Source organism: Mesorhizobium sp. M1227, assembly GCF_040318315.1.
Classification (GTDB): Bacteria; Pseudomonadota; Alphaproteobacteria; order Rhizobiales; family Rhizobiaceae; genus Mesorhizobium.
The window spans coordinates 1-21742 of sequence record NZ_JAMYLZ010000044.1 but is presented as its reverse complement, the minus strand read 5'-3'; the positions used below and the strand labels follow the sequence as shown (position 1 = coordinate 21742).

At 61.0% G+C, this 21742-nt stretch carries 27 protein-coding genes; 21 read left to right on the top strand and 6 right to left on the bottom strand.

The features are described 5' to 3' along the window. Positions 1-8 precede the first annotated feature (8 nt). The 6 genes from NKH28_RS30385 (at position 9) to gph (ending at position 4946) form a co-directional block, all read left to right on the top strand. The gene (locus NKH28_RS30385; protein ID WP_084641467.1) at positions 9-1502 is read left to right on the top strand and encodes a ribulose-bisphosphate carboxylase large subunit; all 1494 of its coding nucleotides are present in this window, start codon (positions 9-11) and stop codon (positions 1500-1502) included. Between the two features lie 18 nt (positions 1503-1520). Further along, a complete protein-coding gene (locus NKH28_RS30380) occupies positions 1521-1955 on the top strand; it encodes a ribulose bisphosphate carboxylase small subunit (protein ID WP_352474618.1) in 435 nt (144 codons plus the stop codon). Between the two features lie 7 nt (positions 1956-1962). After that, entirely contained in the window at positions 1963-2901 is a 939-nt protein-coding gene (cbbX, locus tag NKH28_RS30375) for a CbbX protein (RefSeq protein WP_352617335.1), read from the top strand. A 62-nt stretch (positions 2902-2963) separates the two neighbouring features. Continuing rightward, positions 2964-3650: a ribulose-phosphate 3-epimerase gene (rpe, locus tag NKH28_RS30370; protein ID WP_352541879.1), complete on the top strand. Its 687-nt coding sequence runs from the start codon at positions 2964-2966 to the stop codon at positions 3648-3650. A 40-nt stretch (positions 3651-3690) separates the two neighbouring features. Then, positions 3691-4248, top strand: a complete 558-nt coding sequence (locus tag NKH28_RS30365) for a thioredoxin family protein (protein WP_352617338.1) — start codon at positions 3691-3693, stop codon at positions 4246-4248. Beyond that, positions 4245-4946, top strand: a complete 702-nt coding sequence (gene gph / locus NKH28_RS30360) for a phosphoglycolate phosphatase (protein WP_352981069.1) — start codon at positions 4245-4247, stop codon at positions 4944-4946. Before NKH28_RS30365 ends, gph begins: the two co-directional genes overlap by 4 nt. Before the next feature lie 61 nt (positions 4947-5007). On the opposite strand, the gene NKH28_RS30355 is transcribed toward gph, so the two are convergent. Further along, positions 5008-5388, bottom strand: a complete 381-nt coding sequence (locus NKH28_RS30355) for a c-type cytochrome (RefSeq protein WP_352981068.1) — start codon at positions 5386-5388, stop codon at positions 5008-5010. 364 nt (positions 5389-5752) lie between these two features. Here NKH28_RS30355 and NKH28_RS30350 point away from each other — a divergent pair, with 364 nt between their 5' ends. Genes NKH28_RS30350 through NKH28_RS30335 form a run of 4 tightly spaced genes read left to right on the top strand, consistent with a single transcriptional unit; the run spans position 5753 to position 8495 of the window. Beyond that, positions 5753-5962, top strand: a complete 210-nt coding sequence (locus NKH28_RS30350) for a hypothetical protein (protein ID WP_023678830.1) — start codon at positions 5753-5755, stop codon at positions 5960-5962. Positions 5963-6005: 43 nt separating this feature from the next. Continuing rightward, a complete protein-coding gene (locus NKH28_RS30345) occupies positions 6006-6992 on the top strand; it encodes an ABC transporter substrate-binding protein (protein WP_352981067.1) in 987 nt (328 codons plus the stop codon). Next, entirely contained in the window at positions 6989-7786 is a 798-nt protein-coding gene (locus NKH28_RS30340; protein ID WP_352981066.1) for an ABC transporter permease, read from the top strand. The genes NKH28_RS30345 and NKH28_RS30340 overlap by 4 nt, the downstream gene beginning before the upstream one ends. Continuing rightward, the gene (locus tag NKH28_RS30335) at positions 7755-8495 is read left to right on the top strand and encodes an ABC transporter ATP-binding protein (RefSeq protein ID WP_352981065.1); all 741 of its coding nucleotides are present in this window, start codon (positions 7755-7757) and stop codon (positions 8493-8495) included. Before NKH28_RS30340 ends, NKH28_RS30335 begins: the two co-directional genes overlap by 32 nt. Before the next feature lie 104 nt (positions 8496-8599). On the opposite strand, the gene NKH28_RS30330 is transcribed toward NKH28_RS30335, so the two are convergent. After that, positions 8600-8953 carry a hypothetical protein gene (locus NKH28_RS30330; RefSeq protein ID WP_352775561.1) on the bottom strand — a complete coding sequence of 118 codons (354 nt, stop codon included), beginning with the start codon at positions 8951-8953 and terminating at the stop codon, positions 8600-8602. Between the two features lie 346 nt (positions 8954-9299). Then, positions 9300-9554 (bottom strand): hypothetical protein, encoded by a 255-nt coding sequence (locus tag NKH28_RS30325; protein ID WP_352981064.1) that lies wholly within the window; start codon positions 9552-9554, stop codon positions 9300-9302. 195 nt (positions 9555-9749) lie between these two features. Here NKH28_RS30325 and NKH28_RS30320 point away from each other — a divergent pair, with 195 nt between their 5' ends. The 8 genes from NKH28_RS30320 to pqqE all read left to right on the top strand — a co-directional run bounded on the left by NKH28_RS30320 (position 9750) and on the right by pqqE (position 16636). After that, complete coding sequence (locus tag NKH28_RS30320; RefSeq protein ID WP_502895714.1) at positions 9750-11525, top strand: methanol/ethanol family PQQ-dependent dehydrogenase; 1776 nt, start codon at positions 9750-9752, stop codon at positions 11523-11525. Between the two features lie 155 nt (positions 11526-11680). After that, positions 11681-12205 (top strand): c-type cytochrome, methanol metabolism-related, encoded by a 525-nt coding sequence (locus NKH28_RS30315; protein WP_352474919.1) that lies wholly within the window; start codon positions 11681-11683, stop codon positions 12203-12205. A 1-nt stretch (position 12206) separates the two neighbouring features. Then, positions 12207-13070, top strand: a complete 864-nt coding sequence (locus NKH28_RS30310) for a substrate-binding domain-containing protein (protein ID WP_352450664.1) — start codon at positions 12207-12209, stop codon at positions 13068-13070. Between the two features lie 212 nt (positions 13071-13282). Further along, on the top strand, positions 13283-13378 hold the full coding sequence (locus NKH28_RS30305; RefSeq protein ID WP_101918690.1) for a pyrroloquinoline quinone precursor peptide PqqA: 96 nt from the start codon (positions 13283-13285) through the stop codon (positions 13376-13378). A gap of 153 nt (positions 13379-13531) precedes the next feature. After that, a complete protein-coding gene (gene pqqB / locus NKH28_RS30300) occupies positions 13532-14470 on the top strand; it encodes a pyrroloquinoline quinone biosynthesis protein PqqB (RefSeq protein WP_352981063.1) in 939 nt (312 codons plus the stop codon). Further along, positions 14467-15225, top strand: a complete 759-nt coding sequence (pqqC, locus tag NKH28_RS30295; RefSeq protein WP_352771226.1) for a pyrroloquinoline-quinone synthase PqqC — start codon at positions 14467-14469, stop codon at positions 15223-15225. Before pqqB ends, pqqC begins: the two co-directional genes overlap by 4 nt. Continuing rightward, entirely contained in the window at positions 15222-15518 is a 297-nt protein-coding gene (pqqD, locus tag NKH28_RS30290; RefSeq protein ID WP_352474923.1) for a pyrroloquinoline quinone biosynthesis peptide chaperone PqqD, read from the top strand. Before pqqC ends, pqqD begins: the two co-directional genes overlap by 4 nt. Further along, on the top strand, positions 15515-16636 hold the full coding sequence (gene pqqE, locus NKH28_RS30285; protein WP_352981062.1) for a pyrroloquinoline quinone biosynthesis protein PqqE: 1122 nt from the start codon (positions 15515-15517) through the stop codon (positions 16634-16636). Before pqqD ends, pqqE begins: the two co-directional genes overlap by 4 nt. Positions 16637-16657: 21 nt before the next feature. Here the strand turns inward: pqqE and fghA are convergent, their stop codons facing one another. The 3 genes from fghA to NKH28_RS30270 form a co-directional block, all read right to left on the bottom strand. After that, entirely contained in the window at positions 16658-17509 is an 852-nt protein-coding gene (gene fghA / locus NKH28_RS30280; RefSeq protein WP_352981061.1) for an S-formylglutathione hydrolase, read from the bottom strand. Between the two features lie 222 nt (positions 17510-17731). Continuing rightward, positions 17732-18115, bottom strand: coding sequence for a PIN domain-containing protein (locus tag NKH28_RS30275; RefSeq protein ID WP_352981060.1), 384 nt, complete (start codon positions 18113-18115; stop codon positions 17732-17734). Then, entirely contained in the window at positions 18112-18378 is a 267-nt protein-coding gene (locus NKH28_RS30270) for an AbrB/MazE/SpoVT family DNA-binding domain-containing protein (protein ID WP_352981059.1), read from the bottom strand. The genes NKH28_RS30275 and NKH28_RS30270 overlap by 4 nt, the downstream gene beginning before the upstream one ends. Positions 18379-18923: 545 nt before the next feature. Between NKH28_RS30270 and NKH28_RS30265 the strand changes: the two genes are divergently transcribed. From NKH28_RS30265 to NKH28_RS30255, 3 genes are all read left to right on the top strand, one after another. Next, positions 18924-19763 (top strand): succinate dehydrogenase/fumarate reductase transmembrane subunit, encoded by an 840-nt coding sequence (locus NKH28_RS30265; RefSeq protein WP_352686130.1) that lies wholly within the window; start codon positions 18924-18926, stop codon positions 19761-19763. 643 nt (positions 19764-20406) lie between these two features. After that, positions 20407-21453, top strand: coding sequence for an NAD(P)-dependent alcohol dehydrogenase (locus NKH28_RS30260; protein WP_352981058.1), 1047 nt, complete (start codon positions 20407-20409; stop codon positions 21451-21453). Positions 21454-21639: 186 nt separating this feature from the next. Beyond that, a partial coding sequence (locus tag NKH28_RS30255) for a CsbD family protein (RefSeq protein WP_352981078.1) occupies positions 21640-21742 on the top strand: 103 nt, incomplete at its 3' end.

The window sequence follows — 21742 nt, the reverse complement described above, 5'->3', positions numbered from 1 at the left end:
GACCTGCCATGAACAAGATCGACATGCCCTCAGCAGGCACGCTCAAGGAAGGCAAGGAACGCTACAGGTCGGGCGTCATCCCCTACAAGAAGATGGGCTACTGGGAGCCGGACTACCGGCCCAAGGAGACCGACCTGATCGCCATGTTTCGGATCACGCCGCAGCCCGGCGTCGACCACGAGGAGGCGGCCGCCGCCATCGCCGGTGAATCCTCTACCGCGACATGGACCGTGGTGTGGACCGACAGGCTGACCGCCTGCGAGCTCTACCGCGCCAAGGCATTCAAATCCGAGCCGGTGCCGAACACAGGTCCAGGCACCAGGATCGAGCAACAGTACTTCGCCTATATCGCCTACGACCTCGACCTGTTCGAGCCCGGCTCCATCGCCAACCTGACTGCATCGATCATCGGCAACGTGTTCGGCTTCAAGGCCGTCAAGGCCCTGCGGCTCGAGGACATGCGCATCCCGGTGGCTTACCTCAAGACCTTCCAGGGCCCGGCGACCGGCATCGTGGTGGAACGCGAGCGGCTCGACAAGTTCGGCCGGCCGCTGCTCGGCGCGACAACGAAGCCGAAGCTTGGCCTGTCCGGCCGCAACTACGGCCGCGTCGTCTACGAGGCGCTGAAAGGTGGCCTCGACTTCGTCAAGGATGACGAGAACATCAACTCACAGCCCTTCATGCATTGGCGCGACCGCTTTCTCTACTGCATGGAGGCTGTGAACAAGGCGTCGGCCGCCACCGGCGAAGTCAAGGGCCATTATCTCAACGTCACCGCCGGCACGATGGAGGACATGTACGAGCGCGCCGAATTTGCAAAACAGCTTGGCTCCTGCATCGTCATGATCGACCTCGTCATTGGCTACACGGCGATCCAGTCGATGGCCAAGTGGGCACGCCGCAACGACATGATCCTGCACCTCCACCGGGCCGGCAACTCGACCTATTCGCGCCAGAAGAACCACGGCATGAATTTTCGCGTCATCTGCAAATGGATGCGGATGGCCGGCGTCGATCACATCCATGCCGGCACGGTGGTCGGCAAGCTGGAAGGCGACCCGCTTATGATCAAGGGGTTTTATGACACGCTGCGCGAGGAGCGCACGCCGCAGAACCTCGAAACCGGGCTGTTCTTCGATCAGGACTGGGCCTCGCTCAACAAGGTGATGCCCGTCGCCTCCGGCGGCATCCATGCCGGCCAGATGCACCAGTTGATCCATTATCTCGGCGAGGACGTCATCCTGCAGTTCGGCGGCGGCACGATCGGCCATCCGGACGGCATCCAGGCCGGCGCGACGGCCAATCGCGTCGCGTTGGAGGCGATGATCCTCGCCCGCAACGAGGGCCGCGACTATCTGCGCGAAGGAACCAAAATCCTCGAACAGGCAGCCAGATGGTGCACGCCGCTCAAGGCGGCCCTGGAGACGTGGAAGGACGTCACCTTCAACTACGAATCGACCGACACGGCCGACTTCGTGCCAACCGCAACGCCGAGCTTCTAGACGAAAGGAACCGTCGCCATGATGACCAATCCCGGAAACAAGGTCACGCAGGGACAGTTTTCGTTCCTGCCCGAGCTAACCGATGAGCAGATTTCGGCGCAGATCAAATACGCACTGAAAAACCACTGGGCGGTCAGCGTCGAGTACACGGACGATCCACATCCGCGAAACACCTATTGGGAAATGTACGGCAACCCGATGTTCGACCTGAGGGACCCGGCGGGCATCCTGCTTGAAGTCGACAATTGCCGGAAAGCTATGCCCAACATGTATGTCCGGGTCACCGCCTTCGATTCGACCAAGGGCTGGGAAGCACCGCGCATGTCATTCATCGTCAACCGGCCACCCAATGAACCCGGGTTCCGGCTGCTGCGCCAAGAGCGTGACGGCCGCAGTCAGGGCTATTCGATCGTGCCTTATGCGACCGACAGGCCCGAAGGCGAACGGAGCTAGGCGAACCATGCTGGACGCGATAGCTAAGAGCGCTGCCGCGCAGGGCGAATCGGTTGATCTACAGGCCGAGTTCGAGGCCTCCAACATCGACGAGGTGATGGACAAGCTCGACCGCGAACTCGTCGGCCTGAAGCCCATCAAGACCCGCATCCGCGAGATCGCGGCGCTGCTCCTAGTCGACCGGCTTCGCCGCAAGTTCGGGCTGATCTCTGGCGCGCCGACGCTGCACATGAACTTTACGGGAAATCCCGGTACCGGAAAGACCACCGTGGCGCTCAGAATGGCCGAAATCCTGCATCGTCTCGGCTATGTCCGCGAAGGCCACATGGTCGCGGTGACGCGCGACGATCTCGTCGGCCAGTATGTGGGCCACACCGCGCCCAAAACCCGCGAAGTGATCAAGCGCGCCATGGGCGGGGTGCTTTTCATCGACGAGGCCTACTATCTCTACAAGCCCGAGAACGAACGCGACTACGGCCAGGAATCGATCGAAATCCTGCTGCAATGCATGGAAAACAACCGTGACGATCTGGTTGTGATTCTTGCCGGCTACAAGGACAAGATGGACCGCTTCTTCGACAGCAATCCCGGCATGCGCTCGCGCATCGCCCATCACCTCGATTTTCCGGACTACGGCGTCAGCGAACTCAAATCAATCGCCGAGATCATGCTGGCGGAACAGAATTACCGCCTCAGCGAAGCGGCGGCCAAGGCGCTCGAAGAGTATCTCCCGATCCGCATGCGGCTGCCGCATTTCTCCAACGCCCGCTCCGTTCGCAATAGCCTCGACCGGGCGCGGCTTCGCCAGGCCGGCCGGCTTTTCGCATCGCGCGACCGGGCGTTGACGAAAATCGATCTTATCACCATCGAGGAATCCGATATTCGCGGCAGCCGCGTGTTCGCGGAAGGTAAGCTCGAAGGCGAACCGGAGACGAAGGCGCGCTGACAAGATGACGGCGGTTGGTGTGCAGCGACCGGAAACGGACGACAGAATGGGAGCCGACGACCATGGATAGCAAGACAATCATCGCGCCCTCGGTGCTTTCCGCGGACTTCTCGCGGCTCGGCGACGAGGTCGAAGCGGTCGTCCGGGCGGGTGCCGACTGGATCCATCTCGACGTGATGGATGGCCATTTCGTGCCCAACATCACCTTCGGTCCGCCGGTGGTCAAGGCGATCCGCAATCGAACGGACAAGGTCTTCGACTGCCACCTGATGATCGCGCCGGCCGACGCCTATCTCGGCGCCTTCGCCGATGCCGGCTGCGACATCATTACGGTGCATGCCGAGGCCGGACCGCATCTCGACCGTTCGCTGCAGGCAATCAGAAATCTCGGCAAGAAGGCCGGCGTGTCGCTGAACCCGTCAACGCCGGAAAGCGTCATCGAATATGTACTTGACCGGCTCGATCTGGTGCTTCTGATGACGGTCAATCCGGGCTTCGGCGGCCAGGCCTTCATTGCGGCGGTCGTCGACAAGGTCAGGCGGGTCAAGGCGCTGGTCGGCCATCGTCCGATCGACATAGAGATCGACGGCGGCGTCACGCCCGAAACCGCTCCGCTGGTCACCGCGGCCGGCGCCAATGTGCTGGTCGCCGGCTCGGCCATCTTTAAGGGCGGCACCGAGGCGGCCTATCGCGCCAATATCGGCGCCATCAGGCAGGCGGCCGACGGGGCGATCCGGAAAGCGGCGTAAACCGTTTCATCGGAGGGCAAACATTTCATCGGAGGAAAACTTGGCGGCAATCCCACCTGTCTGCGATTTCGGCTGGCGAGCCATCGACGCCGTTTTGCCAGGCGTCGACGGCACGTCGCATTCGATCTTAAGCCACGCCGGCCCGAACGGGCTGGTGGTGGCCTTCATCTGCAACCACTGCCCCTATGTGAAGGCGGTGATTTCACGCATGGTGCGAGACGCCAATGACCTCAAGGCCGAAGGCATCGGCTTTGTCGCGATCAACTCCAATGACAGCGACGCCTATCCAGATGATTCCTTCGACAACATGAAGCTCTTTGCCAGGACGAACGGTCTCACTTTCCCCTATCTCCATGACGAGCACCAGACGGTGGCGCGTGCCTACGGAGCCGTTTGCACCCCGGATTTCTTCGGGCTCAACAGCGAGTTGACGCTGCAATACCGCGGCCGGCTGGACGCGTCGCGACGCGACGCCGAATCGCCCAGGCTGAGGCGCGACCTGTTCGAGGCGATGAAGCAGGTTGCCCGAACCGGCGACGGACCGCTTGACCAGATCGCTTCGATCGGCTGTTCGATCAAGTGGAAGGATGCTGCATGAACGTCGGCGCAGGCAGGCCGTTTCGCTCGCCCAAGGCGATCCTGTTCGACCTCGACGGCACACTGGTCGATTCGGCACCTGATATAGCGGCCGCCGTCAACGAATTGCTGGCCGGCCACGATCTGCCGCCGCTGCGGCTGGATCAGGTCAAGGCCATGATCGGCGGCGGCATCAGGAAACTGGTCGAACGCGCCTTCGCGGCTTCCGGCACGCCGCTCCTCGGCAGCGCGCTCGATGAGGCCAACCGCGTCATGGCGCCGATGTATCGCAGGCATCTGACCGGCCGCACGGGGCTGATGCCTGGCGTCAGGGAGGTTCTCACGCACTTGCATTTGAGCGGAATAGCCATGGCCGTGGTGACCAACAAGCCGCAGCTGGCGGCGCGCGAAATCCTGCTGCATTTTCGGCTGACGGAATATCTCGGCGCGATCGTCGGCGGAGACGCGGTGACATACTTGAAACCGGCGCCAGACGCGCTGTTGCTGGCGCTCGACCTGCTTCAGGTCGAACCTCGTGACACGCTGATGGTCGGAGACAGCAGCGCCGACGTGGCCGCCGCCCGCGCCGCCGGCATGGCAGTCATTCTGCTGCGTGGCGGATACAGCCAAATTCCCGTTGAAGAGCTTGGCGCCGACCTCGTTTGCGACAGCCTGTTCGATCTGCCGTCCGCGATGCAGAGGCTGCAAGACGCTGCGTGACCCCATGCGCAAAGCCTAGCCAACGCCGGCCGAGCGCAGTCCAACGGCCGGCAGTACCGCGTTATTTTGAGAATTGTTTCAGATAAGCAATGACGTTGGCGATGTCCTCGTCTTTCTTGAGACCGACAAACGCCATCTTGGTTCCTTTGACCATCGCCCTGGGATCGCGAAGGTAGGTCGTCAGCGTGGCTTCGTCCCATTTGACGCCGGACTTGCCGGCCTCGGTCATGGCCTTGGAATAGCTGAACCCCGGATGCGTCCCGGCCGTTCGGCCGATAACGCCGTTCAAGGACGGGCCGACCTTGTTCTGGTCCTTGTCTGCGACGTGGCAGACCTTGCATTTGGCGAAGACCTTCTCACCCGCCGCGGCATCCTGTGCCTGAGACTGGGCAGTGACAAAGGTGGCGACGGACACGGCGGCGAAAAAAAAGACTGCGCGCATGGCATTTCCTCATTGATCGTGTGAGTGCCCGGGACACTTTACGCGTGTCGATGCCTTGATCGCCGGCATTCGTTTTAAAGCGGGAGAGCGAACCATTCGTCCTTCCTCCCCGGACTGGCAGGACCTGCACACCTCGAAAAGCTAGACTGCCGATGAGGGAAGTCAATCGTACAAAGGTCCTGTTTCGTTTCCCGACTGCGCGACGGGAAGTGTGTAGCGACACGCGGTCCACATCATTGACGCCTATTGGCCGAACGCGTAGCCTCACTCCAACCGGTTTGCTGTTTGGGCACCTTCAGGAATCCGCGCAACTCCAAAGCACGAACTCTGGAGAGTTCGCCGCGCAGGCGATGATAAGTGCCAAATGGACATGGTCGATCTCATATTAACGGTGTGCCTTAGCGCCAATCCGGGCAATTGCCGAGATGAACATCTCTATTTCGAGAGCCGCGGCTCTCTGTTCCAATGCATGTTCCTGGCGCCCGCCGAGATCGCAAAATGGTCTCAGGAACATCCGAGTCTCAAGGTCGTGCGCTGGAAATGTGCCGTTCCGAGCAAGGAACGAGCGATTTGATCGACATTCCTGGTTCGTCGACGGCCCTGAAAGAGGAGACGCCATGATGATTTCGCGGCGTACGATGCTGCGCTTGGCGGCTCTGGGGGCCATCCTCGCCTCAAAGCCGGTTGCCGTCTTGGCGGCCGCTAAGGTCCGAATTGGTGTCCTGAAGTTCGGCACCGTGAGCTGGGAACTCGATACGCTGAAACGCCACAAGCTCGACGAGGCCAACAGGATCGATCTGGAAATTGTCTACTTCGCCGGGGAGGATGCGACCAACGTCGCGCTGCTGGCCGGCGCGATCGACATGATCGTGACCGACTGGCTGTGGGTCTCGCGCCAGCGCTCCGAGGGCGGCGACCTTACATTGGCCCCTTATTCGACCGCCGTAGGGGCAATCATGGTGAAGGAGGAATCGCCGATCCGGAGGCTCGCTGACCTCGAGGGAAAGAAAATCGGTGTCGCCGGCGGCCCGCTCGACAAGAGCTGGCTACTGGTCCAGGCGCTGGCCAGACGCGAGCACGGCCTCGACCTGCCGACAGCCTGTGACGTCGTCTTTGGCGCGCCGCCGCTGATTTCTGAAAAGGCGATGCAAGGCGAACTCGATGCCGTGCTCAATTTCTGGCATTTCTGCGCCCGGCTCGAGGCCAATGGCTTTCGTCGGTTGATCGGTGCGGATGACGCGACGAAAGCGCTTGGTGCCTCGGGCCCCGTGTCGGCACTCGGCTACGTCTTCCACGACCAATGGGCGAGCGACGATCCGGATGCCGCCCGGGGGTTTTTGAAGGCATCCAAGCAGGCCAAGGACTTGCTGGCCAAATCCGATGATGAATGGCTGCGCCTGGCGCCGCTCATTCGCGCAGAAGGCAAGGAGCTGGAAAAACTGCGCGACCGCTATCGCCAGGGCATCCCCAGACGGCCGGTCGCCGAAGAAGCGGCCGATGCGGGCAAACTCTATCACGTGCTGGCCGCGATAGGCGGCGAGAAGCTGGTTGGCAGGGCGCCCGAGATGGCGCCCGGCACGTTCTGGCCGGAACTCGCGAAATGACCGCAACGGAAGACAAGTCGCGTCGATCCGGCTTTGCGACGGCGCTGACGCCAGCGCTGACGGTAACGGTTTCCCTGCTGGGACTTTGCCTGCTGTGGAGCCTCGCGGCCAATCTGTGGCAAAGCCGCGCTTTGCCCTCACCAGGGCAGGTCTGGCAGGTGCTGCTCAGGGAAGCGGCGAGCGGCGACCTTTTTTATCACCTTGGCGCGACGCTCGGACGGGTTGCTGCGGCGTACGTCGTCGCTATGATTATCGGCTCGGTCATTGGCGTCATCCTCGGCAGCTACCGCGGTGCGGACCGGTTCTTCAGTCCATGGGTGGTCCTGTTTCTCAACATTCCCGCGCTGGTGGTCATCGTGCTCGCCTATATCTGGTTCGGCCTCAACGAGGCGGCGGCGATTGGCGCGGTTGCCGTGAACAAGATCCCGAATGTCGTGGTGACGATGCGCGAAGGCGCCAGGGCGTTTGATCCGCGTTATGCCGAAATGGCCGCCGTCTACCGCTTCGGCCCACTCGAGCGCATCCGCCATGTCCTGTTGCCGCAACTGCAGCCCTATTTTGCCGCGGCCTCGCGGTCCGGCATCGCCCTCATATGGAAGATCGTCCTGGTGGTCGAACTGCTCGGCCGCTCCAATGGTGTCGGTTTCCAGATCTATCTCTATTTCCAGCTCTTCGACGTCGCCGCCATTCTCGCGTACACGCTGGCTTTCGTGGCGGTGATGCTTGTCATCGAACTTCTCCTGGTGCAGCCCATTGAACGACATGCAACCCGTTGGCGCCGTCGTCCCGCTTAGGGTCGATATCGGCCAAAAGACCTTCAGGTCCGCGCAAGGCGTCTCGATCACGGCGCTTCAGGGTCTGTCCTTCGAGGTCCGGCAGGGCGAATTCGCTTGCCTGCTTGGGCCATCGGGCTGCGGCAAGACCACGACGTTGCGCATCCTGCTTGGACTGGACAAAGACTTTTCCGGCTCTTTCCAACTGCCGCAAGGCGGCTCGAACCGCATCGCCGCCGTGTTCCAGGAGCCTACTTTGCTGCCATGGCGGACGGTGGAGCAGAATGTCAGGCTGGCGCTGCCGAAAAGCCTAAGAGTGAAGAGTCTCGACGAGCTGTTTGACACTCTCGGCCTCGCCGGCATGCGCTCGCTCTATCCGGCGGAGCTTTCGCTCGGCCTTGCGCGCAGGGCAGCGCTTGCCAGGGCTTTCGCCACCGAACCGGCGGTGCTTTTCCTAGACGAACCCTTTGCCTCCCTCGACGAACAGACCGCCGAGCGGCTTCGGCAATTGCTTTTGACCGTGTGGTCAGCGCGGCCTACGACCGCCTTGATGGTAACGCACAATCTGCGCGAGGCACTGATGCTGTCGGACCGCATCATCGTGCTTGCGCAACGCCCAGCCCACGTGCTCGGCATGTTCGACGTAAGAGTGCCGCGACAACATCGCAATCCACAGGTGATCAGCGACCTTTTGCGGTCGTTCCAGCAAAAATTTCCGGGTGTGGCCTGATCGCCTTACGGCTCGAATGCGGATTGCAAGGTATTTCGCAGCCAATGGCCAATAGCAACGGCGGGACTGTGAGGCGCACGGCCACGCGTACCTGTTCCGCCTGACTAAAAGCAACGTACGTCGGCTTCAGCCTGCGCGCGTTTCAGTTCCGTGCGCGCCGCCTTCGCTGGCGCGCTTTCGCGAAACAACCCTGCCGCCTCCCCTGTCGTCAACGACATACTTTTGAAGGTCTCCGCCCTCTCATAGTGATCGTAAGGAAGGATCGAGGCGATAACATCGATCGAGCAGGAACAGCTTTCAAGCGCCTGACGTGTCTGGCCATTTGTTTGCATGCAGCCGAGCACGTAGTCGGCAATCGTTGCCGTCGGGTAGTCTCCCGCGGCGTTGGCCAAGTTCGCAAAAGCCAGCGTGGTCGCAAAGGCCACCGGCAAGGTGAGAGATCCAACAGACCTTATCATGAGGAACCTCCAGTTGGCCTGGACACCATGCATCCAGACGGGATCATCGCTCCAATTGGCGACGTGCCGCAAAGCCAGTCAAGCTCCCATGGCCTGCGTATAGGACCAAAGGAGGAATGCCCTATGGACCGACAAGAGCCCGCTTCATGACGCGCTGCGCACCCTCCTTCATGCGTTCATTTCATGCTTCGCTCACTATCGGCAGCGAGCGATAAGCACGCATACTTACTCGGAGGTGCACCGCAGAATATACCGAAATAAAGTCAAATGTGTATCACCTCGAGAATACGGGAACAATATGTTTGCTATATATCTCGCGGCTGGCGGTCATCCTCTTATTAGTTTTTCACGCGGTTCTTATTTTAATTGTTTCTAAATATTGCATCGCACCATATCGATATTGCAGCGCAGCGACCCATCGTAGGTTTTTGCTTGCCTGGCCTTTTACGATGACATAGCTTTTTCCTGTTTCCGGCTTCAAGAGCGCCACCGTCATCAGGGAGCGGCGGCAGTCTTTCGAAGACCAAGGGGGGCGGGCGGTAACGGTGCCCTCTGCTTCGGGGTAGGTCGTGACAGCTGCCGGAAAATAACTTCCCAACATGAATTGCTTGGGCAAGCCCTTGTGGGGCTTGACGGTCGATTCTTCACTGCGAACCCGGGAGGATTTTGGATGCGTGTACTTGCGAAAACTACTTACATTCTGACGACCGCGGCGTTTTTATCGCTCGGCGCTGCCTATACGGCTTCGGCCAATGAAGACCTTGCAAAGCTCGCATCGGATGCGAAGAACTGGGCGATGCAGACGGGTGACTACGCCAACACCCGCTATTCCAAACTCAACCAGATCACTGCCGACAATGTGAAGAACCTGCAGGTCAAATGGAGCTTTTCCACCGGCGTGCTGCGCGGTCACGAAGGCGGGCCGCTGGTCATCGGCGACGTGATGTATGTCCACACGCCTTTCCCAAACAACGTCTATGCTCTGGACCTCAAGAATGACGGCAAGATCCTGTGGAAATACGAGCCCAAGCAGGACACGAACGTCATTCCGATCATGTGCTGCGACACGGTCAATCGCGGTGTTGCCTATGGCGACGGCAAGATCATTCTCAACCAGGCCGACACCACCGTCGTCGCGCTCGATGCCAAGACTGGCAAGGTCGTCTGGTCTGTCAAGAACGGAGACCAGACCGACGGCGGAAAGGGCGAATCCGGCACGTCGGCACCCGTAGTCATCAAGGACAAGGTGCTCGTCGGCGTCTCCGGTGCTGAATTCGGTGTTCGCGGCTGGCTGGCCGCCTACAATCTGAAAGACGGCAAGCTCGCCTGGAAAGCCTATTCGGAAGGTCCTGACGCAGACACCCTTCTCGATCCCGAGAAGACGACCCATCTCGGCAAGCCTGTCGGAAAGGATTCCGGCACGAACACCTGGGAAGGCGAACAGTGGAAGACGGGCGGCGGCACGACATGGGGATGGTATTCCTATGATCCCAAGCTGAACCTGGTCTATTACGGCACCGGCAATCCCTCGACCTGGAACCCGGTCCAGCGCCCCGGTGACAATCGCTGGTCCATGACAATCATGGCTCGCGATGCGGATACCGGTGTTGCCAAATGGCTCTACCAAATGACCCCGCATGATGAGTGGGACTATGACGGCATCAACGAGATGATTCTCGTCGATGGCATGGAGGTCAACGGCGCCAAGCACGACGTGCTGGTGCATTTCGACCGCAACGGCTTTGCCTACACAATGGATCGCGCCACCGGCGAACTTCTCGTCGCCAAGAAATACGATCCGGCAGTGAACTGGGCGACGGAAGTCAACATGGATCCCAAGAGCGACCAGTATGGCCGCCCGCAGGTCGTGGCCAAGTATTCGACCCAGCAGAACGGCGAAGACAACAACTCGACCGGTATCTGCCCGGCCGCGCTTGGAACCAAGGACCAGCAGCCGGCCGCCTACTCGCCGAAGACCGGGTTGTTCTACGTGCCGACCAACCATGTCTGCATGGACTATGAGCCTTACAAAGTGAGCTACACCGCCGGTCAGCCCTATGTGGGCGCCACCGTGTCGATGTATGCGGCGCCCGGCGGTGACGGTAACATGGGCAACTTCATTGCCTGGGATGCAGCCAAGGGTGAGATCGTCTGGTCGAAGCCCGAGCAGTTCTCGGTGTGGTCGGGCGCATTGGCGACGGATGGCGACGTCGTCTTCTACGGTACCCTCGAAGGCTACATCAAGGCAGTCGATAAGGACGGCAAGGAACTCTACAAGTTCAAGACCCCGTCCGGCATCATCGGCAACATCACGACCTACGAGCATGACGGCAAGCAGTACGTCGCCGTTCTGTCCGGCGTCGGTGGATGGGCCGGTATCGGTCTGGCAGGTGGGCTGCTTTCGCCCGATAACGCCGCCGCCTGGCATGGCGCCGTTGATCAGGGCCGTGCGCAGGGCGATCAGGCCGCGGTCGTTGGAACCGCCGGTCTGGGTGCCGTCGGCGGTTATGCGGCACTTGCCGACTATACGACGCTGGGCGGCCAGCTCACCGTCTTCGGCCTCCCGGACTGATAACCGGGAAGAGCCTTACGGCTAGGTTCGAAAATGAGAGCCCAGGTCACCCCGAAGCCGGGAACCGGGCTCTCGATTGCGCCGCGCACCCAACTCCGATCAATGCCGCTGCACGACGGCAGCCAGGATTTCTGGCAAACGAAGGAAGAGCCTGAATGATCGTTCGCATTGCAGTTTCCGCTCTCGCCCTGGTCCTGCTGCCTCTGGCCAGCTCAAGTCTGGTACGGGCCGAAGACAGCATGGAGAAAGCCAAGGCGGTGAAGCAAGAAGGAGGCAAATATTTAGATGCGGACGGAAATCCGACCTACAAGATCGAAAACGGAACCGTCGATTGGTACACCTTCAGCGGGTACCGCCGGTATCACTCAGATTGCCATGTCTGTCACGGACAGGACGCCACAGGTTCGAGCTATGCGCCTGCCCTGGCTAATAGCCTGAAGACCATGGATTACGCCACGTTCCTGTCGATCGTCGCCGAGGGCCGCAAGAATGTCGGCGGCGGCAAGGAAAACGTCATGCCAGCCTTTGGCGACAACAAGAACGTCTATTGTTACCTGGACGATCTCTACGTCTATCTGCGCGCGCGCGCCGATGGCGCGGCACCCCGCGGCAGGCCGCCGAAGCACGAAAACAAGGCTCAGGCAGCCAAGGATGCCGAAGCATCCTGCATGGGTGGATGATATGACCGGCTGCACTGCATCGAAGCTGCGTGTCGTTCTGCCGATCCTCGGCGCGCTCGCCTTGCTGCCGTCGAATGTTCTGGCGCAAAATGCCGGGCTTGGCGCTGCGGGCGAACTGGTCGATCCCGACATTCTGCGCGTCTGCGCAGATCCCTCGAACATGCCCTTTACCGACAAGAACGGCCAAGGCTTCGAAAACAAGCTGGCTGAACTGGTTGCCAAGAAGACGGGGCGGAAATCAGTCGCCTACACGTGGTTTCCCACTGTCACCGGCTTTGTGCGCAATACGCTGGGGGCCAATCGATGCGACATCATCATGGGCTACGCCCAAGGCGATGAACTGGTGCAGAACACCAACGCCTACTACCGCTCCGCCTATGTGCTCGTCTACCCCAAAGGCAACGGCATGGAAGGCATCGAGACGATCGAAGACCCGAAACTTTCCGGCAAGAGAATCGGCGTCGTCGAAAGCACGCCGCCAACCGCCAACATGGCCGCCAACAAGCTTCTGCGGACCGCCAAGATCTACCCGCTGGCGGTGGATACGCGCGTCACGCCTTCCATGGGGGAGGTCATGATCAAGGACATGCTCGCCGGCAAGATCGACGCGGCGGTCCTGTGGGGGCCGATGGCGGGCTACTATGCCAGGGAACTCGGAGCCGATGTCACCATTGTTCCGCTGTTGAAGGAAAAAACCGGCTCGCGCATGTCCTACCGCATTACCATGGGTGTACGTCCGTCCGACCAGGAATGGAAACGGACGCTAAACCGGGTGATCAGGGAAAACCAGGCGGAGATCACCAAGCTCCTGCTGGGTTACAATGTGCCGCTGATCGACGAGCACGACAATCCGATTACGCAATAGTTGGGAAGGGTCAGGAGGAGAAAAACCTACGCGATGAACAATTGAAGAGAAGACTACAGCTACTTTCGATAGTTTTGTTTTCGGTCTTTCAAAACCTTGTGTTCATTTGTCCATTTTGAGAACGTGATGGACGAGCCATTGCTTCGGTGCCCTGCAATGGTTGGCTAACCACCGGATCGGCCCCTTCGGGCTGGTAGAAGAGGAGAAATGTTATGAAGAAGAGCTGGACAAAACCGACCATGTGCCAGGTTGCTGCGGGCTTTGAAATTTCGCGCTATCTGCCTGCTGAAATTACTCCCAAGAAGTAGGCCGCAGAGGTGCGTGTCCCTGGCAACAGGGGCACGCATCCCCTTGCCGTATGGGATTTTCGTGAAAGAGTTTGAGGCGCGCAAAGCGGGCGGGCCGTTTTTTGCGGCTGCAAATTGGCTGCTGGTCAGAGAAGCCGCGGGGCGGGCGTTTTCATGCGCTTGAGAATCATCGGATCGGCGGCCGGCGGCGGCTTTCCGCAATGGAACTGCAATTATCGTCTGAGCCGTGCGGCTCGCACCGGGGTAGCTGGTGTGCATTCACGAACCCAATCGAGTGTCGCCGCGTCGGCGGATGGCCTCGGGTGGGTTCTGTTCAACGCCTCGCCCGACATTCGCCAGCAGATCGCGGCAACGCCTGAATTGCAGCCCGCGCACGATGCGCCGCTGCGCTCGACGCCTATTCGCGCGGTGGTGCTGACCAATGCCGATGTCGATCATGTCGCCGGCCTGCTCAGCCTGCGTGAGCGGCAGCCTTTCGCTATCTATGCAACGACACAGGTTCTGGCGACGCTGAAGGCGAATTCGATTTTCAATGTCCTCGATCCGGCGCTCGTGCCGCGACGCATCTTGCCGCCGGCGCAAGAGCTGTCGATCTGCGACGCAGACGGCCACGACACCGGGGTGGCTGTCGAGAGCTTTCCCGTGCCCGGGAAGATAGCCCTCTATCTCGAAGAAAGAGGCCAGCCGGATGCCAATTTCAGCTCCGATGCCGGCGACACGATCGGCGTCCGTATCGCCGGTGCCGGCAGTCGCGGCTCCGTCTTCTACATCCCCGGCTGCGCCCGCATCGATGCGACCCTGCGCACGCGTCTGGCCGATGCCGCATGCCTTCTGTTCGACGGCACGGTCTTCACCGACGACGAGATGATTGCTGCCGGCGTCGGCCAAAAGACCGGTGCACGCATGGGGCATCTGGCAATGTCGGGAGACGCGGGGTCGATCGCCGGCTTGGCCGATGTGAGGATCGGCCGCCGTGTCTTCGTCCACATCAACAACACCAATCCTGTTCTGGACGAGAATTCTGCCGAGCATGCAGCCGTCGAAGCGGCTGGCTGGGAAGTGGCCTGCGACGGGATGGAGATGGAACTTTGAGTGATTTCCACGACGCGGCCAGCAACGGCCTGTCCTCCAGAGAGCTCGAAGCCGTGCTGCGGCAGGTCGGTGCCGAGCGCTATCACAACCGCCATCCTTTCCATCACAGGATGACCAGCGGTGCGCTGTCGAGGACCGAGATGCAGGCCTGGGCGCTGAACCGCTATTGCTATCAGGCGGTCATTCCGCGCAAGGACGCCATGATCCTCGCGCATGCCGAGGATCCGGCGTTTCGCGCCGCCTGGCGCAAACGCATCGAGGATCATGACGGCGAGGACGGCTGGAGCGGCGGTATTGCGCGCTGGTTGCACCTGGCGACCTCGCTCGGTCTCGATGCCGACGCGGTGAAGAGCGAGAGGCTGGCCCTGCCGGCGACACGTTTTGCGGTTGGCGCTTACCTCTCCTTTTGCACGAACCGGACCCTGCTGGAGGCGGTCGCGTCGTCGCTGACCGAGATGTTCTCGCCGCTCATCATCGGCGAGCGGGTACCCGCGATGCTGGCCAAATACGATTATATCACCGAGGACACGCTGGCCTATTTCACCCGACGGCCCGAACAGGCCTCGCGCGACGCCGACTTCGCCCTCGCCTATGTGCTCGAACATGCCGACGCGGCGGAACGCCAGCAGCAGGCGATCGATGCACTGGTGTTCAAATGCGATATACTCTGGGCCATGCTCGACGCGCTTCAACACGCCTATGGCGAGCCGGGCAATATCCCGCCCGGCGCCTTCCGTCCGGAGGCAGCCCAATGATGGCACTGCGCGAAAGAGCCATGGTGTCGCTGCAGTCGGTTCCATCGCTGCCGAAGCACGTGCGCATACAGCATGACCCCGTGCGCCAGGCGTTCGCCGTGCTGTCGCCCGAAAAGGTGTTCTGGCCAAACGAGATCAGCCTCGACATATTGCGCCGCTGCGACGGACGGTCCACGGTCGGCGACATCATTGCCGGCCTTGCCGCAGATTATGATGCCGAACGGGAGGCTGTGGCGGCCGATGTCGTCGCCTTCCTGCAGGAATGGTCGGACAAGCTGCTGGTGAAGCTATGAGCGAGCCCCCTCTCCCCCCGATCGGCATGCTGGCGGAACTGACGCATCGCTGCCCGCTGCAATGCCCCTATTGCTCCAATCCGCTCGAGTTGCTGAAGGCCAATCGCGAACTCGACACGCAGAGCTGGCTCGACTTGTTCTCGCAGGCGGCCGACCTTGGCGTTCTCCAGGTGCATCTGTCCGGCGGTGAACCGACGCTGCGTCGCGATCTCGATCAATTGATCGCCGGGCTTTCGGCGCGGGGCGTCTACACCAACCTGATCACCGCCGGCGTCGGCATTGCGGATGGCCGCATCGAGGCATTTGCCGAAGCCGGGCTCGACCATCTGCAACTGAGCTTTCAAGGCGCACGGCCGGCGACCACCGAGCGCATCGGCAATCACAGGGGCAGCCACGAAAAGAAGCTGGAAACGGCACGCCGCGCTCGCGCGGCCGGCTTGCCGCTTACCATCAACGCGCCGATCCATCGCCACAATATCGAGGAGGTACCGGAATTCATCGATCTGGCCCTTTCGCTGGGTGCGGAGCGTCTCGAGATCGCCAACGTGCAGTACGCCGGCTGGGCGCTGACCAATCGCGATCAACTGATGCCCGAGCGTGCGGCCGTCGACCGCCAGGCGGAGATCGTCGCGGCGGCGCGCGAACGGCTCACCGGCATCATGAACATAGATTTCGTCACGCCGGATTATTTCGCCGTCTATCCCAAGCCGTGCATGGGCGGCTGGGCGCGCGACGCCTTCATGGTGACGCCGGACGGCACCGTACTGCCATGCCATGCCGCCCAGACCATACCGTCGCTCGGCTTCGAGCGTTTTGGATCACGCAGCCTGGCCGATATCTGGGCCGATTCCCCGGCATTTAATGCCTTTCGAGGCACGGACTGGATGCAGGAGCCCTGCCGCAACTGTGAGCGGCGCGAGATCGACTGGGGCGGCTGCCGCTGCCAGGCGATGGCAATCGCCGGCGATGCCGCCGCGACCGACCCGGCTTGCGCGAAATCGCCGATCCATGCGCGTATGGCAATGCTGATCGACGAAGCCCAGCGCGCTGCGACGGTTCCTTCGAATGACGAACCATTCGTCTACCGGCGTATCGGCGTCGTCACCGAGCCCGCCTGACTGCCGACCTATTCCTACGGCCTACCCTGGTGAAAGCCGTTCGGCATGCCACGTCATATGGTCATGCATGAATGTCGAAATGAAAAAATAGGAGTGATCGTATTCGTCCTGCATCCGCAATTTCAACGGAATGCCTGCCTTGGAGCAGGCGTCTTCGAGCAGCCAAGGCCTGAGGCCCTCCTGGAGGAAACCGTCTGACGTTCCCTGATCGACCAGGAATTCCGGGAAACGGTATCCATCCTCGATGAGCGAAGTGGCGTCGTAGCGCCGCCACGAGGCCTCATCCAGGCCGAGATATTTTTCGAAAGCCGGCTTCGACCAGCCGGCTGTGCTTGGCTGCACGATCGGCGCAAAGGCCGAGCAACTTCTGAAACGCGCGGGATTGTTCAGTGCGATCGTCAGCGCGCCATGCCCGCCCATTGAATGACCGAAGATCGACTGGCGCGCCATATCGGCGGGAAATTCGCGCCCGATCAAGGCTGGCAGCTCCTCGACGATATAGGAATACATGCGATAGTTCTTGGCATACGGCTCTTGCGTCGCGTCGAGGTAGAAACCGGCGCCGCTGCCGAACTGCCAATTGTCCTTTTCGTCCGGAATGTCGGCACCACGCGGACTGGTGTCAGGACAGACAACGATCAAGCCAAGTTCGGCGGCAATACGTCTGTATTCGCCTTTTTCCATCACATTTGCATGGGTGCAGGTGAGCCCGGAGAGGTACCAGACCACGGGGCAACGGCTTTCCCGTGCCTGCGGAGGCACGAAAATGGCAAACGTCATTTCGCATGAGCAGTTCGTGGAGAGATGCGAGTAAACGTGCTGGGCGCCGCCATGCGACTTGGCAGTCGAGACGAGTTTCAGGTGCTCTGGCATATATTCTTCTCCACCAATTTTAACCGCCGACCGTAGGCTCTACGACATCAAGGGTGATCGCGGCAACCTTGGTGGGCTGGCTGGCGCGGGGCTCTTGATCGGAGCCGGGATGGCCTGCCTTCGCCGACCGTCTTGGCGCAGCAAGGCGCGAGAGGCCACTCGCTGGCGCAGCGTTGCCAGCAAGCCATACGGGCCAGGCTGGGCGATTGTTGGCGATGCTGGCTATAACAAGGACGCAGTCACTGCGCAGGCATCGGCGATGCTTCCGGGACGCCGAGCCCTGCGCAAATGCGGCTTGACGTCCAGTACTTGCCAAACCTGGTCAGCGGCGGTTTCGCAACCCACCGATCGACTTTTGCCCCGCGGAAACCGCCGGCCGGTTGACGACAACCATTCGCGGTGTTCAGCAACGCCCGGATCGCTGCGGCAAATTTTCGCGCTCTGTCTGGTACTGCCGGGCCAGAACCCTGGGAACTCGCACAAGGCCTTCACGCTCACGGCCACGATGTCCGCTTTGGCCAGCAGGTCGACAGCAATGGCCGCCTGCCCCTCATCATCGACGACATAGGCGCGCAGCAGCACATTCGTGTCGGCCGTAACCCTCATTCCTCGCCGGACCCGGCCACAGCGCCCGCTTCCGCCATTGCCTCGTTGGTCTCCTCGATGCTGAGCACCCGGCCGTTCGTCTTGCCTCTGAGGAACCCGTGGAGGTCCCGGAACGACCCCTTTGCCCGTGCCGCCCTCAATTCCGCCCGACCGTCGGGCAGCAGATCAAGCTCGATCTTCTCGCCCGGTTTGATGCCCAGATGTTGCAGCACGTCCTTGCGGAACGTCACCTGTCCCCTTGTCGTCACTGTCAACGTTGTCATGTTAAACATTCCTGTTCATCGCGATAAGACAATGCAAATCTGCATTATTATCAATGCAAATGGTCGGGGCCAAGCTTGGCGTCCATGCGGCGACTGAATCGCGACCAGCGCTCTGCCAGAGCGAAGTCGCCAAACATCACCTGGAGGTCAGCATGCAAGCCAACACCACGGCCGCTATCCGCGTCGATCTTGCCGCAATGTTTGTCTCGTTAGAACTGTCTCGTTAAAAATGGCTCGTCACTTCGCTTCGGCTGGTGTCGGGAATGGCGCGACCGCCGCCGGGAAGCGAGGAAAGGCAGCGTCAAGTTCGAGCCAGAGATTAACAAGAACGAAGCCATCGCCGCATTGGCGTCTGCCTGCGTGGGTATGGACGGATTCACTCATGCGCAATATGAATTATGAATGGAGATGAGGCCTGCCGTGGCGCTCACATTTTCGCCGTGTCGCTGAGGCAGGTGACGCTCGTTCAATGACGCTGCGCAGGGCGGGTTGGCCTTCTGGTCTAACGCCGCCGGCAGAAGTGTCGATATCAGGGGATCTGGTCAATGACCGACAACAAGCCAGACGTTACCAAGGATTGGCAAGCGACGCAGGGCCAGAAGTCCTCCGCCACACGTCTTCGCCTTTTCGCCGCACTCTCGTGGGTCGTCGCCATTGGCGGCGAGATCTACGGAATTATGCTGCTTCGCCAGAACAAGTTCGACCAGGGACACCTGCCGCTGGTCATCGGCCTTCTGGTCGGCATCGCGATTTTCGCAATCGCCGGCAACTTGCTATGGAAGGCGGCCAACAGGCACGATCCGGCTCGTGCATCCGACGCGGCCAGGTTCTTCTTCCAAAACCAGCTCGGCGCAATCATCACGCTGATTGCCTTCCTCCCGCTGGTTTTCCTGATCCTCACCGACAAAAACATGGATCCGCGGACCAAGAAGGTTGCCGGCGGCGTCGGCGCTGCGCTGGCCGTGCTCGCGACGGTCATGGGGATCAGTTTCAAACCCCCGTCGGTCGAACAGTACACCCAGGATATGAACGCATGCGCAGCCCAGATCAAGTCGGGGCAGCCCACCACGGCCTGTTCGCCCGATGTCGCCGCTCAGGCGCAGGCGATTGCAACGGACACCGCCGCCGTGGCGGCGGCGACGCGGGACGCGAGCCACCCCGCCGGTCAGGATGTCGTCTACTGGATCGCGCCCGAAAACGGAGCCGCGAAGTCCAGCGAGCCGCATGTTTTCCACCTCTGCGCAGGCGTGAGCCCGCTGAAGGACAAGACTGTGAATAGTGGCTCCGTGACGGAGGCCTACGCACAGAACGCCGTCCGCATCACGAAGCAGATCGATATGGAACAGAAGCAGTGCGGGTTCACCGCCACAACCAGCACCAACTGAAGCCGTTTGCACTCGATCGGGTCCAGCCGTTGGTCTTGTCGAGAAGGATGGCACGTAAGCGCAGGCTCAGTATTGACTCGCCGAAGCAACGCCAAATGCCGGGATCGCCCGGCTGGCCAATATTGTCCAGCTGCAAACTTATCCCCGGCGGGCAATGACCTGGCGTCTTACGCACGGCAGCTTCCGGCCTGAGCGCTTCGAATGAAGAATGACGTTAATGAAGCGCATAGCCGCCGGCAGCATTATGGGCGGGAAGCGAACCGGGAACTTCTTGCGTTCACCTGGTGGGCCGCATCGACCAGAAGCGGATTGGGCAAGCGTTCCATGGCATGTAGCGTCGGGTGTCGCGCACCTGCTGGACCCCTGTTGATGACTGGCCGATGCCGGTCTTCTGGCTTGGAGGCTGGGGAGTGGGGAGTCTCGGGGCGAACGACTATTTCATTCCGCCGAGGGCATTCGGCAGCGGCATGGCCGGCCTTCAAAGTCCTTTGGCCGGGAAGTTCGTACGAATAGTCGGAATCAGGCAACCCCCCTGTTTTCCGAGCTGGATTTTGAAGCTGTGAATGAGCGGCTATGATGAACGCGCCGAGTGCAAGTAAGGTCACGAAGGCCCCTACAATAAGCTTTAGAGGAGACTACGTCGATGACGAACGTGCGCGCCCTTGTCCTTGAACGCCAGCACGAACTCAAGCTGCGTGACATCGATCTGCCACAGACCGTCGGCCCGGGCGAAGTTCGCATCAAGATCCATACGGTGGGCATCTGCGGCTCCGACGTGCACTACTATACGCATGGCCGCATCGGCCCATTCGTGGTCGAAGCGCCGATGGTCTTGGGCCATGAAGCCGCCGGCACCGTCGTCGAAACGGGGGAACGCGTCGAGCATCTGAAGGTCGGCGACCGCGTCTGCATGGAGCCGGGTATCCCCGATCCCAATTCGCGGGCGAGCCGGCTCGGCCTCTACAACATCGATCCAGCGGTCAGGTTCTGGGCAACGCCGCCGATCCACGGCGTGCTGACGCCCTATGTCGTCCACCCCGCCAACTACACTTTCAAACTGCCCGACAATGTCAGCTTCGCCGAAGGCGCCATGGTGGAGCCCTTCGCTGTCGGCATGCAGGCGGCTGCCAAAGCAAAGATCGCGCCGGGCGACACGGCGGTGGTGATTGGCGCAGGGCCAATCGGCACGATGGTGGCGATCGCGGCGCTCGCCGGCGGCTGCGCCCGCGCCGTTGTTGCAGATCTCGCCCAACCCAAGCTCGACATCGCCGGCGGCTATCAAGGCGTGATCCCGATCAACGTCCGCGACAGGAACCTGGCGGCGGAGGTAAAGCGCCTGACCGATGGCTGGGGCGCCGACGTGGTGTTTGAATGCTCGGGCTCGTCCAAGGCATGGGAGACCCTGCTCGATCTGCCGCGGCCCGGTGGCGCGGTAGTGGTCGTCGGCCTGCCGGTGGCGCCGATCGCATTCGATGTCGCCACCGCCTCGACCAAGGAAGTCCGCATCGAGACTGTGTTCCGATATGCCCACCAATATGAGCGGGCAATCGCGCTGATGGGGTCGGGCCGGGTCGACCTAAAGCCACTCATTTCGGCGACCTTCCCCTTCGAAGATTCCATCAACGCCTTCGACCGCGCAGTCGAAGCCCGGCCGGCGGACGTAAAGCTTCAGATTCTGTTGCCGGATTAAGGCGAGTTCCAAAGCCCCCGGGCTGTCCTCCCGATCTCCTCGATGCGTTGCGTAGGCTTCCGGGCTTGTAGCAAGGGCATTGGCAACCCAGTTTTTGTTGGCATCAACCGAGCCTATCGCCTGAGCGGTTTCTCCTGAAAGGTGGCTTTCAACAACGCGAGCTGGCGCGCAAGCAAGGAGGAACACATGAACTGGGATCAAATCAAGGGAAAATGGACGCAGTTCAAAGGCAAGGCGAAAGAGCAGTGGGGTGACCTCACCGACGATGATCTTGATCGGATCGAGGGCA

Coding starts and splice junctions, on each gene's coding strand:
- NKH28_RS30385 (WP_084641467.1), top strand. CDS start 9: ATGAACAAGATCGACATGCCCTCAGCAGGCACGCTCAAGGAAGGCAAG.
- NKH28_RS30380 (WP_352474618.1), top strand. CDS start 1,521: ATGATGACCAATCCCGGAAACAAGGTCACGCAGGGACAGTTTTCGTTC.
- cbbX (WP_352617335.1), top strand. CDS start 1,963: ATGCTGGACGCGATAGCTAAGAGCGCTGCCGCGCAGGGCGAATCGGTT.
- rpe (WP_352541879.1), top strand. CDS start 2,964: ATGGATAGCAAGACAATCATCGCGCCCTCGGTGCTTTCCGCGGACTTC.
- gph (WP_352981069.1), top strand. CDS start 4,245: ATGAACGTCGGCGCAGGCAGGCCGTTTCGCTCGCCCAAGGCGATCCTG.
- NKH28_RS30355 (WP_352981068.1), bottom strand. CDS start 5,388: ATGCGCGCAGTCTTTTTTTTCGCCGCCGTGTCCGTCGCCACCTTTGTC.
- NKH28_RS30350 (WP_023678830.1), top strand. CDS start 5,753: ATGGACATGGTCGATCTCATATTAACGGTGTGCCTTAGCGCCAATCCG.
- NKH28_RS30345 (WP_352981067.1), top strand. CDS start 6,006: ATGATGATTTCGCGGCGTACGATGCTGCGCTTGGCGGCTCTGGGGGCC.
- NKH28_RS30340 (WP_352981066.1), top strand. CDS start 6,989: ATGACCGCAACGGAAGACAAGTCGCGTCGATCCGGCTTTGCGACGGCG.
- NKH28_RS30335 (WP_352981065.1), top strand. CDS start 7,755: ATGCAACCCGTTGGCGCCGTCGTCCCGCTTAGGGTCGATATCGGCCAA.
- NKH28_RS30330 (WP_352775561.1), bottom strand. CDS start 8,953: ATGATAAGGTCTGTTGGATCTCTCACCTTGCCGGTGGCCTTTGCGACC.
- NKH28_RS30325 (WP_352981064.1), bottom strand. CDS start 9,554: ATGTTGGGAAGTTATTTTCCGGCAGCTGTCACGACCTACCCCGAAGCA.
- NKH28_RS30320 (WP_502895714.1), top strand. CDS start 9,750: ATGCAGACGGGTGACTACGCCAACACCCGCTATTCCAAACTCAACCAG.
- NKH28_RS30315 (WP_352474919.1), top strand. CDS start 11,681: ATGATCGTTCGCATTGCAGTTTCCGCTCTCGCCCTGGTCCTGCTGCCT.
- NKH28_RS30310 (WP_352450664.1), top strand. CDS start 12,207: ATGACCGGCTGCACTGCATCGAAGCTGCGTGTCGTTCTGCCGATCCTC.
- NKH28_RS30305 (WP_101918690.1), top strand. CDS start 13,283: ATGAAGAAGAGCTGGACAAAACCGACCATGTGCCAGGTTGCTGCGGGC.
- pqqB (WP_352981063.1), top strand. CDS start 13,532: ATGCGCTTGAGAATCATCGGATCGGCGGCCGGCGGCGGCTTTCCGCAA.
- pqqD (WP_352474923.1), top strand. CDS start 15,222: ATGATGGCACTGCGCGAAAGAGCCATGGTGTCGCTGCAGTCGGTTCCA.
- pqqE (WP_352981062.1), top strand. CDS start 15,515: ATGAGCGAGCCCCCTCTCCCCCCGATCGGCATGCTGGCGGAACTGACG.
- fghA (WP_352981061.1), bottom strand. CDS start 17,509: ATGCCAGAGCACCTGAAACTCGTCTCGACTGCCAAGTCGCATGGCGGC.
- NKH28_RS30275 (WP_352981060.1), bottom strand. CDS start 18,115: ATGAGGGTTACGGCCGACACGAATGTGCTGCTGCGCGCCTATGTCGTC.
- NKH28_RS30270 (WP_352981059.1), bottom strand. CDS start 18,378: ATGACAACGTTGACAGTGACGACAAGGGGACAGGTGACGTTCCGCAAG.
- NKH28_RS30265 (WP_352686130.1), top strand. CDS start 18,924: ATGACCGACAACAAGCCAGACGTTACCAAGGATTGGCAAGCGACGCAG.
- NKH28_RS30260 (WP_352981058.1), top strand. CDS start 20,407: ATGACGAACGTGCGCGCCCTTGTCCTTGAACGCCAGCACGAACTCAAG.